Origin of the sequence: Stenotrophomonas maltophilia (assembly GCF_013464915.1) — a bacterium.
GTDB classification, from domain to species: Bacteria; Pseudomonadota; Gammaproteobacteria; order Xanthomonadales; family Xanthomonadaceae; genus Stenotrophomonas; species Stenotrophomonas maltophilia_AT.
In genome coordinates this window covers 21,375-31,490 of record NZ_RAVT01000065.1, presented here as the reverse complement: position 1 = coordinate 31,490, position 10,116 = coordinate 21,375, and the positions used below count along the sequence as shown (strand labels likewise).

The following is a 10,116-nucleotide window of genomic DNA, read 5'->3' as shown; positions in this document are numbered from 1 at the left end:
GAGAGGACTCGAACCTCCACGGTTTTACCCGCTAGTACCTGAAACTAGTGCGTCTACCAATTCCGCCACCTGGGCGTTCCAGAGGCGCAATTGTGAAGATGAATCCGGGGACTGTCAACGACTTCCAGAAATTATTTGATCCAACGCCTCCAGGGTGGGCGCTGACCCGTTCTGCACGCCATCAACGGCTACCATGTAGGGCGATGACTACCAAAAAACCAAGCAAGAGCGGGAGCAAGTCCCGCAGCCAGGCCCCGAAGAAGGGCGCCAAGGCGGGCGCAGCCCGCACCACCAAGCCGGGCAAGCCGTTGCCAGGCTGGTTCCCTGAATTGAATGAAGGCGGTACAGCGCCGCGCGGCCGCAAGGGCCGCAGCGCCGATGCCGCCGCACCCGGGCCGGCCCCGGGGCGCAAGCTGCCGCCGACCGGAAAGGTGATCGACGATCCCTATGCCGCGCGCGAAGCGGAGAAATACGAACAACCCATCGCCAGCCGCGAGGCCATCCTGGCACTGCTGGAGCGCTGCGAAGGGCCGCAGACCGCCGAGGAACTGGGCGCGCGCCTGGGACTGACCGCACCGGATCGTGCCGAGGCGCTGTCGCGCCGGCTCGGCGCCATGGTCCGTGATGGCCAGCTGGTGCAGAACCGCCGTGGCGGCTTCGCCCCGATCCAGACACTGAACCTGGTGACCGGCGTGGTGATCGCCAACCCGGAAGGGTTCGGCTTCCTGCGCCCGGTCGAGGGCGGCGACGACCTGTTCCTGCCGCCGTATGAAATGCGCAAGGTGATGCACGGCGACAAGGTGCTGGCCCGCGTGACCGGCATCGATCACCGTGGCCGTCGCGAGGGCAGCATCGCCCGCGTGCTCGAACGCGGCATGACCCGCCTGATCGGTCGCTTCAGCATCGAGATGGGCATCAACTATGTGGTGCCCGACGACAAGCGCGTGCAGCGCAACGTGCAGGTGCCGCCGGACCAGACCGGTGGCGCGCGCGACGGCCAGCTGGTGGTCTGCGAACTGACCCAGGCGCCGGACAGCCGCCGCCCGCCGATTGGTCGCATCATCGCCGTGCTCGGCGACAAGCTGACCGCCTCGCTGGTGGTGGAGACCGCCATCCACGGCCACGAACTGCCGTTCGAGTTCCCGCAGGAAGTGCTGGACGAAGCTGCCTCGGTGCCGATGGTGGTTGAACCGGCGATGATCGGCGACCGCGTCGACCTGCGCAGCACGCCGCTGGTGACCATTGATGGCGAAGATGCCAAGGACTTCGACGACGCGGTGTACTGCGAACCGAATGCCGATGGCTTCCGCCTGGTGGTGGCCATTGCCGATGTCTCCAACTACGTTCGCCCCGGCACGCCGCTGGACGAGGAAGCGCAGAAGCGTGCCACCTCGGTGTACTTCCCGGGCTTCGTGGTGCCGATGCTGCCGGAGACCCTGTCCAACGGCATCTGCTCGCTGATGCCGAAGGTCGACCGCATGTGCTTCGTCTGCGACATGCAGATCGACCGCGACGGCCTGGTCACGCAATCCCGCTTCTACGAAGCGGTGATGAACTCGCACGCGCGCCTGACCTACACCCAGGTATGGAAGGCGGTGGGCGAGGACGATGCCGATACCAAGGCCTGGATGGGCGATCTGCTGCCGCAGGTGCAGCGCCTGCACCAGCTGTACAAGGTGCTGTCCAAGGCGCGCGCAAAGCGCGGTGCCATCGAGTTCGAAAGCAGCGAAGTGCGCTTCGTGCTGGACAACCGCGGTGAAGTCACCCAGGCCGGCATGCTGGTGCGCAACGATGCGCACAAGCTGATCGAGGAATGCATGATCGCGGCCAACGTGGAGGCGGCCAAGTACCTGCTGTCGCGCCACGTACCGGCTCCGTACCGCATCCACGAGAAGCCGCCGGAAACCAAGTACGCCGACCTGCTGGAATTCCTCAAGGAGTTCAAGCTGAGCCTGCCGCCGTGGTCGAAGGTACGCCCGGGCGACTACACCAAGCTGCTGAAGAAGATCCGCGATCGCCCCGATGCCACGCTGCTGGAATCGGTGCTGCTGCGCAGCCAGAGCCTGGCGATCTACAGCCCGGAAAACCACGGCCACTTCGGCCTGGCGCTGGAGGCGTACGCGCACTTCACCTCGCCGATCCGCCGCTATCCCGACCTGCTGGTGCACCGCGCGATCAAGCACGCGCTGTCCGGCAAGCCGCTGGACAAGTTCACCTACAACGCCCGCGAGATGGCAGCACTGGCACTGCAGTGTTCCGAGCGCGAGCGTCGGGCCGACGAGGCAGAGCGCGAGGTGGACGAGCGCTATCGCGCGGCGTGGATGGAAAAGCACGTGGGCGGCCAGTTCGACGGCGTGATCAGCGGCGTGACCAGCTTCGGCCTGTTCGTGGAACTGGACGAGTCGAAGGTGCAGGGCCTGGTGCACGTGACCCAGCTGCCGCAGGACTATTACAAGTTCGACGCCACCCGCAAGACGCTGACCGGCGAGCGCCGTGGCAGCAGCTATCGGCTGGGCGACCGCGTGCGGATCCTGGTGCTGAAGGCCAGCATGGAAGAGCGCAAGATCGACTTCCGCCTGGTCGAGCACAAGGGCGAAGACGAGGGCGATGGCCTGCCGCCGCTGCCCGAGCGTGGCAAGCCGGCCAAGCGGAAGAAAGAGAAGTATTGATGACCGTGGTAGCGCCGGCCGCTGGCCGGCATCCATGGCACCCTCGGCACCGACGTGTTGCCGGCCWGCGGCCGGCACTACCAGGAGACATCGCATGCAGGGCCAACCCGAATACAGCGGCGGCTGCCAGTGCGGCGCGATCCGCTTCCAGGCGCGCGGTGCGCTCACCGACAGTTCGATCTGCCACTGCCGGATGTGCCAGAAAGCCTTCGGTGCCTACTACGCGCCGCTGGTGTCGGTACGCGGCGTGCAGTTCAGCTGGACCCGCGGCCAGCCGCGCTATTTCCAGTCCTCCAACGTGGTGCGGCGTGGCTTCTGCGCCGACTGCGGTACGCCGCTGACCTACGAGGCGCCGGACGGCGTGGCGGTGGCTGCCGGTGCCTTCGACCAACCCGAGCGCCTGCCGCCGACGATCCAGTACGGGGTCGAGCGCAAGCTGCCGTTCGTCGATGCGCTGGCCAGCCTGCCGGCACGACGGACCGAGGAGGACACCGCGGCCCTGGACTTCCTGGCCACGATCGTGTCCCACCAGCACCCCGACCACGACACCCCCCACTGGCCGCCGCGCAGCCGTTCAGCCGAGGGGTGAACGGCCGGTAGCGCCGGGCCATGCCCGGCGAGCGCGAAGCGCGGCCGTCGCCGATGCTCTACCATAGCCACCCCCTTTCCGGTCCCGCCCGCATGAGCAAGAACAGCCAGTGGATCGTCGGCGTCAACGCCGTCGCCTCCTCCATCGAGAACGACGCCGAGAACGTCCGCGAAGTGCTGGTCGAGGCCGGTGCGAAGAACCCGCGCCTGACCGAGATCGAGGAAAACGCCCGCCGCAAGGGCATCGACGTGCGCAAGGTGAACAGCCAGGCGCTGGATGGCGTGGGCGGTTCGGTGCGCCACCAGGGCGTGGCCGCGCGCTATGCCGCCGCCCGTACCTACAGCGAGAACGAGCTGGAAGGCCTGGTCACCGCTGCCGAGGGCAAGGCCCTGCTGCTGGTGCTGGACGAGGTGCAGGACCCGCACAACCTGGGTGCCTGCCTGCGCTCGGCCGCTGCGGCCGGTGCAACTGCAGTGATCATTCCCAAGGACAAGTCGGCCACGGTCAATGCCACCGTGCGCAAGACCTCGGCCGGTGCCGCCGACCTGATCCCGGTGGTGGCGGTGACCAACCTGTCGCGCTGCCTGAAGGACCTGCAGAAGCAGGGCGTCTGGATCTATGGCCTGGCCGGCGAAGCGACCGCCTCGCTGTACCAGCTGGACCTGAAGGGCAACATCGCGCTGGTGCTGGGTGGCGAAGCCGACGGCCTGCGCCGGCTGACCCGTGAGAACTGCGATGGCCTGGTCAAGATTCCGATGCCGGGCGAGATCGAGAGCCTGAACGTCTCCGTCGCTGCTGGCGTCAGCCTGTTCGAGGCCGTGCGCCAGCGCGGTTGATCGGCCGACGTGATGTGATCGGGGTCAGATCCCTTTTCCAATGGGAAAAGGGATCTGACCCCTTTTTTTATTCGGAAGAATCGTGTCGACCAAGGTCGACACCTACCAGAGCAGAACCAGGGTCAGGGCCTGTGCCGACCAACGGTCGGCACCCACCATCAGCAGTAGATTCCGACAGCTCGCGGGAAGCGGTCGAGGGCGGGGTGGGTCCGGTCGCAGGGGTGTGAGCCGCATGGGCCCGAGGCATGCCTCGGGCGGATTGGGCAGGACGCCCAACCCCGGTCTTGCCGTGTGCGCAGGACAGCGCACACGAGCAAGCGGCGACCAAGCCCCCAAGGGTGGGTTCACGGCGTCCCCTGCCACCGGACCCATCCCGCCATTCAACGGAATGCCCCGTTGTTGACGTTGACGTTGTTTCGGCGGGTGCGGGGCGCAGCCCCGCATCGCCTTACCCCGCGCTGCCGCCCAGTGCCTTGAACAGGGTGACGTCGTTGTTCAGCTGCCCCTGGCGCACCCGCGCCAGCGACAGCTCGGCGTCGCGCCGGGTCTGCTGCGCTTCCAGCCAGGTGCGCAGGTCGGTGGCACCCACGCGGTAACGCACTTCCTGCGCGCGCTCCACTTCCACCGCCTCGTCATACGACGCCTGCGAGGCCGCCACCTGGCGCGCCAGCTGCTCGCGTGCGGACAGCGCGTTGTCCACTTCCGAGAGCGCGGTGTACAGCGTCTTGCGGAAGTTGGTGGCGGCGATCTGGTACGTGGTGCCGGCGATATCCGTATCCAGCTGCGCGCGGTGCAGGTTGAGGAACGGCAACGACAGGCCCGCGCCCAGCGTGGCCACCGGGTTGCGCAGCACATCACCCAGCGAGGTCGCACTGGAGCCGAGGCTGCCGGTCAGGCTCAGCGCCGGGTAGTACTGGGTGGCGGTGACCTTGATGGTCTTCAGGCTGTTGCGCAGGCGAAGTTCGGCCGCGCGCAGGTCGGGACGGCGGCCGAGCAGGTCGGTCGGCAGGCCTTCGCTGATGCCCGGGCTGTGTGCACCCAGCAGGTCCTGCGGTTCGTCCTGCTGCGGCCACGGCGTGCCGTCCAGCAGTACGGTCAGTGCATTGCGCACCTCCACCCGCTGTTGTTCCAGCGCGCTCTGCGAGGAGCGCTGCGACTGCAGGTTCTGCAGCGCCTGGCGTACTTCCAGGCGGGATACCGCACCGGCGTCGAAGCGGGCCTGCACCAGTTCGCGGGTGCGTTCCAGGCGCTCCAGGTTGGCCTGGCCGGTGGCGATCGACTGGTTGAGGTAGGCAAGGTTCCAGTACTGGGTGATGGTGTCGCCGATCACCAGCAGCGCGGTGTTCTGGCGATCTTCCTCGCTGGCCTCGGCTTCCCAGCGGGCGATGTCGCGCTGGGTGCGCAGGCGGCCCCACAGATCGACCTCCCAGCCCAGCGAGACGCCGGTGGAATAGCTGCGGCGCCAGTCGTCGGCCTGGTCGGTGGCGCGGCTGGCATTGCCGCTGACGCCGGACGACGAAGGCTGCGGCCACAGCGCGTTGCTGGCCAGCCCGGCCTGCAGGCGCGAACGTTGCACGGCCAGGCCGGCGGCAGCGAGGTCGCTGTTGGCGGCCAATGCCTGCGCCACCAGGCGGTCCAGGCGTTCATCGCCGAAGCCGGTCCACCAGGTGTCCTGGCGGATGTCGCGGCCGGGGGTATCCAGGCTGCTGCGCGGGTCGTCGGCCGGTGCATTGAGCGTGGCATCACCACGCCCGTAAGTGGCCGCCACATCGGGGTCGTGCACGGGATAGCGGCCGACCGACGCACAACCGGACAGCGCGAGCAGGACGGCGCCGGCCAGCAGCAGGCGCGGGGGAGCAGGGAAGGGCAGTCGGGTCATCATCTTCATTCGCGGGCCAGGGCCTCGACCGGGTCGAGCTGCGCGGCATTGCGCGCGGGCAGGAAGCCGAACGCCACGCCGATCAGGGTCGAGCAGGCGAACGCGGCAACAATCGAGGCGGTGGAGAACAGCACCTGGAAGTCACTGGCGAAGCGGCCGATCATCGAGCCCAGCAGCAAGGCCAGGCCGATGCCAAGCACGCCGCCGAGCAGGCACACCAGCACCGCTTCGATCAGGAACTGCTGGCGGATGTCACTCTGCCGCGCGCCCACGGCCATGCGCACGCCGATCTCGCGGGTACGCTCGGTCACCGACACCAGCATGATGTTCATCACGCCGATGCCGCCGACCAGCAGTGCGATGGCGGCAATGGCGCCGATCAGCAGGGTCATCGTACGCGTGGTCTGCTCGATGGTTTCGCGGATTTCGGCGCTGTTGCTGAGGAAGAAATCCTCGGTGCCGTGGCGCAGGGTCAGCAGGCGGGTGATCGCTTCCTGTGCCGCATCCATCGGCGTGCTGTCGTCCACGCGCACGGTGATGCTGGAGACGTGGCTCTGGCCGAGCATGCGTGACATCACCGTGGTGTACGGCACCCATACGCTGAGGCTGGTGCTGCCACCAAAGCCGAAGCTCTGGCGCTTGGCCACGCCGACCACGCGTGCCGGCACGTTGCCGAGCAGGATCACCTGGCCGACCGGATCGACATCGGGGAAGAACTGGGTCTGGGTGTTCTCGTCGATCACCGCCACCTGGCCGAGGCCCTTCACTGCGTCGCTGTCGAAGAAGCTGCCACTGAGCAGGGTCACGCCCTTGACCCGGAAGAACTGCTCGCCGACACCGCTGACCTGCGCGGTGGACGACTGGTTGCGGTAGCGCGCGGTGACCGAGGTCGACACGCTCGGGGTGGCGCTGTCCACGTAGCTCTGCTTGGCCAGGGCATCGGCATCGCTGGCCTTGAGTGTCTGCACGCGGGCCGAGCGCATGTCGCCGAAGCCGCGGCCGGGATAGACGTCGATGGTGTTGGTGCCCAGCGCACTGATGTTCTGCAGGATCTGCTGCTGCGAGCCGTTGCCCAGCGCCACTACCGAGACCACCGAGGCGATACCGATGATGATGCCGAGCATGGTCAGGAAGGTACGCAGCCGATGCGCGTTCATTGCCAGCAGGGCCATGCGGAAGGCCTCGGTGAAACGATCCCGGGCCGCCCGCCAGCTGTTGCCGTGGGCAACGCCGGTGCTGGCTTCGCGCTGCGCACGGTAGGTCGGCGCCTCCGGGTTGGCGCGGTCGGCGATGATCTCGCCATCGCGGATCTCGATGATGCGCTGCGCGTGCTGGGCCACGCTCATGTCGTGGGTGACGATGATGATGGTGTGGCCTTCGGCATGCAGCTCGCCGAGGATGGCCATGACTTCCTCGCCGGATTTCGTGTCGAGTGCACCGGTGGGCTCATCGGCCAGGATCACCTCGCCGCCGTTCATCAGGGCACGTGCGATCGACACGCGCTGCTGCTGGCCACCGGACAGCTGGCCGGGCTTGTGGTGCATGCGGTCGCCCAGGCCCAGCCGCTGCAGCAGCTGCTCGGCGCGCGCGTTGCGCACCGGGCCGGGGCTGCCGGCATACACCGCCGGTACTTCCACGTTGCCACGTGCGTCCAGGTCGCCGAGCAGGTGGTAGCGCTGGAAGATGAAGCCGAAATGCTCGCGGCGCAGCTCCGCCAGTTCGTCCGGCGCCATCCTGCCGGTTTCGCGGCCGGCCACCTGGTAGCTGCCGCGGGTGGGGCGGTCGAGGCAGCCGAGAATGTTCATCAGCGTCGACTTGCCCGAGCCGGACTGGCCGACGATCGCCACCATCTCGCCAGCATGGATATCCAGGTTGACGTCGCGCAGTACGGCGATGACATCATCGCCGGCCGGGAATTCGCGTCGCAGGTCGCGCAGGCGCAGCAGCGGCGCCGTCGTGCTCATCGGCGCGGACCCATGCCCGGGCCGCCCACCCGCATCTGCATGCCGCCACGGTTGCCGCCACCGGCACCGGCCGCAGCTGCACTGGCCTCGCCGACCACCACGCGCTCGCCTTCCTTCAGTCCGGACAGGATTTCGGCCGAGGCGCCGTTGTTGATGCCGACCGTCACCTTGCGTGGCTGCGGCTGGCCCTTGTCGTCCAGCACCCGCACCATGCGCTCGTCGCCACGGCGCTTCGGCCCCAGTGCAACCGCCGGCACCATCAACACGCCCTTGGCCTGCTTCAGCAGTACCGAGACCTGGGCGGTCATGTCGATGCGCAGCGTGCCGTCCGGGTTTTCCACATCGAACAGCGCGTTGTAGTAGACCGCGCTGCTGGAACTGGAGCTGGACGAACTGCTGGAGCTGGACGAATTCTCGTTGGCGATCGAGGCCGGTGCCGGATTGATCTGGCGCAGGGTGGCGTGGTACCTGCGGTCCGGGTCGCCCAGCGTGGTGAAGTACACCGGCATGCCGGCCTTGATCTTGACCACGTCGGCCTCGGAGATCTCGGCGTTGACCGTGACCACGTCCAGCCGCGCCAGCATCACGATGGTGGGCGCGGTCTGGTTGGCGTTCACGGTGCGGCCTTCCTCGGCCACCACCGCGACCACGGTGCCATCCATCGGCGCGGTGATGCGGGTGTAGGCCAGGTTGGCGCGGGCGGTGCCCAGTTCGGTCTGGCGACCCTTGATCTGTGCCTCGTAGGACTGCAACTGGGCGCGGGCGGTCTTCAGCTGTGCTTCGGCGGCATCGTATTCCTGGCGCGAGGTGGCCTCGGCGGCCAGCATCTGCTGCTGGCGCGCGAACTCCAGTTCGGCCTGGCGCAGGGTGGCCTGCTGCACGGCACGCTGGGCGGTGACCTGGTCAAGCGAGGCCTGCGCGTTGAGCACCTGGTTCTGCTGGGTGGTGGCGTCGATCTCGGCGATCAGGTCGCCTTCCTTCACCGTGTCGCCCAGCTGCACCTTCAGCGACTTGATCTGGCCGGAGGCCTGCGCACCGACGCTGACCAGCTTGTAGGCGTCGATCACGCCGGTGGCATCCACGGTCTGTTCGATGTCGCCGCGGCTGACCGGTGTGGTCGCTACGGCGGGGGCGGCGGGCCTGCGCAGCAGCCACCAGGCGGCCACGGCAACGATCAGGGCAAGCAGGGCGATCAGTATCAGGCGACCCCGGCGGGTTGCGGGCAACAGGCGGAATGTCACGTCGTGGCTTCACTCTCGGGGCCGCGGTGGCGGCGTTGGTGGGCATTGTGAAGACCGGGCGATGGGCGGCTCAATCCTCGGGGTATGTCTCTATGTAACACTGTCGGTGAATACGCGTAACCACAGGTATCCCGCCCGCAGCTGGATACACTGGTACGCATTGCCCCGGATGCGGTTCAGCTGCCGACACGGGATGATCGCGACATGGAGACTGAAAACACGATGCATCGATTGCTGATCGTCGACGACGACAACGACATCCGCACCCTGCTGGCCGAACAGCTCGGCCGTGCCGGTTACCAGGTGAGCACCGCCGCCGACGGCACTGCCATGCGCCAGCTGCTGGACCGCGAGCACGTGGACCTGATCGTGCTCGACCTCAACCTGCCGCGCGAGGATGGCCTGACCCTGTGCCGCGACCTGCGCGCACGCTCGAACACGCCGGTGATCATGCTGACTGCGCGCGCCGAGCCGATCGACCGCGTGCTGGGCCTGGAAATGGGCGCCGACGACTATCTCGCCAAGCCGTTCGAGCCGCGGGAGCTGCTGGCGCGCATCCGCAATGTGCTGCGCCGGACTGAAGCGCTGCCGGCCAACCTGGAGCCGTTGGCGGTGCGCCGCGCGCGCTTCTCGCGCTGGATATTCGACCTGGAGCACCGCCACCTGGTGGACCCGGACGACCGCGTGGTGGTGCTGTCCGGCGCCGAGTTCCGCCTGCTGCGGGTGTTCATCGCGCATGCCAACAAGGTGCTGTCGCGCGAGCAGCTGGTCGCGCTCAGCAGTGGCCGCAACTACGAGGCGCAGGACCGCGCGATCGATCTGCAGGTCAGCCGCCTGCGCAACAAGCTGGGTGATGACGGTGGCCCGGATGGCCTGATCAAGACCGTGCGCAACGAAGGCTACGTGCTGGCCTCTTCGGTGAACCTGGAATAAGCCGC

The 10,116-nt window shown here is 67.6% G+C and carries 7 protein-coding genes; 4 read left to right on the top strand and 3 right to left on the bottom strand.

Going from position 1 to position 10,116, the window contains the following annotated elements; translation table 11 throughout:
• Positions 1 to 203: 203 nt before the first annotated feature.
• The 3 genes from rnr to rlmB all read left to right on the top strand — a co-directional run bounded on the left by rnr (position 204) and on the right by rlmB (position 4,094).
• On the top strand, positions 204 to 2,669 hold the full coding sequence (gene rnr / locus D7T59_RS19600; RefSeq protein ID WP_180852730.1) for a ribonuclease R: 2,466 nt from the start codon (positions 204 to 206) through the stop codon (positions 2,667 to 2,669).
• A gap of 94 nt (positions 2,670 to 2,763) precedes the next feature.
• Positions 2,764 to 3,258, top strand: coding sequence for a GFA family protein (locus tag D7T59_RS19595; protein WP_164136408.1), 495 nt, complete (start codon positions 2,764 to 2,766; stop codon positions 3,256 to 3,258).
• Between the two features lie 92 nt (positions 3,259 to 3,350).
• Positions 3,351 to 4,094, top strand: a complete 744-nt coding sequence (rlmB, locus tag D7T59_RS19590) for a 23S rRNA (guanosine(2251)-2'-O)-methyltransferase RlmB (protein WP_005408775.1) — start codon at positions 3,351 to 3,353, stop codon at positions 4,092 to 4,094.
• A 448-nt stretch (positions 4,095 to 4,542) separates the two neighbouring features.
• On the opposite strand, the gene D7T59_RS19585 is transcribed toward rlmB, so the two are convergent.
• From D7T59_RS19585 to D7T59_RS19575, 3 genes are read right to left on the bottom strand one after another with little or no spacing between them, the layout of a single operon-like run.
• Complete coding sequence (locus D7T59_RS19585) at positions 4,543 to 5,982, bottom strand: TolC family protein (protein WP_164136409.1); 1,440 nt, start codon at positions 5,980 to 5,982, stop codon at positions 4,543 to 4,545.
• The gene (locus D7T59_RS19580) at positions 5,979 to 7,937 is read right to left on the bottom strand and encodes a MacB family efflux pump subunit (RefSeq protein ID WP_180852731.1); all 1,959 of its coding nucleotides are present in this window, start codon (positions 7,935 to 7,937) and stop codon (positions 5,979 to 5,981) included. Before D7T59_RS19580 ends, D7T59_RS19585 begins: the two co-directional genes overlap by 4 nt.
• A complete protein-coding gene (locus tag D7T59_RS19575; RefSeq protein ID WP_180852732.1) occupies positions 7,934 to 9,178 on the bottom strand; it encodes an efflux RND transporter periplasmic adaptor subunit in 1,245 nt (414 codons plus the stop codon). Before D7T59_RS19575 ends, D7T59_RS19580 begins: the two co-directional genes overlap by 4 nt.
• 204 nt (positions 9,179 to 9,382) lie before the next feature.
• Between D7T59_RS19575 and D7T59_RS19570 the strand changes: the two genes are divergently transcribed.
• Positions 9,383 to 10,111, top strand: a complete 729-nt coding sequence (locus tag D7T59_RS19570; RefSeq protein ID WP_006427862.1) for a response regulator — start codon at positions 9,383 to 9,385, stop codon at positions 10,109 to 10,111.
• Positions 10,112 to 10,116: the final 5 nt, after the last annotated feature.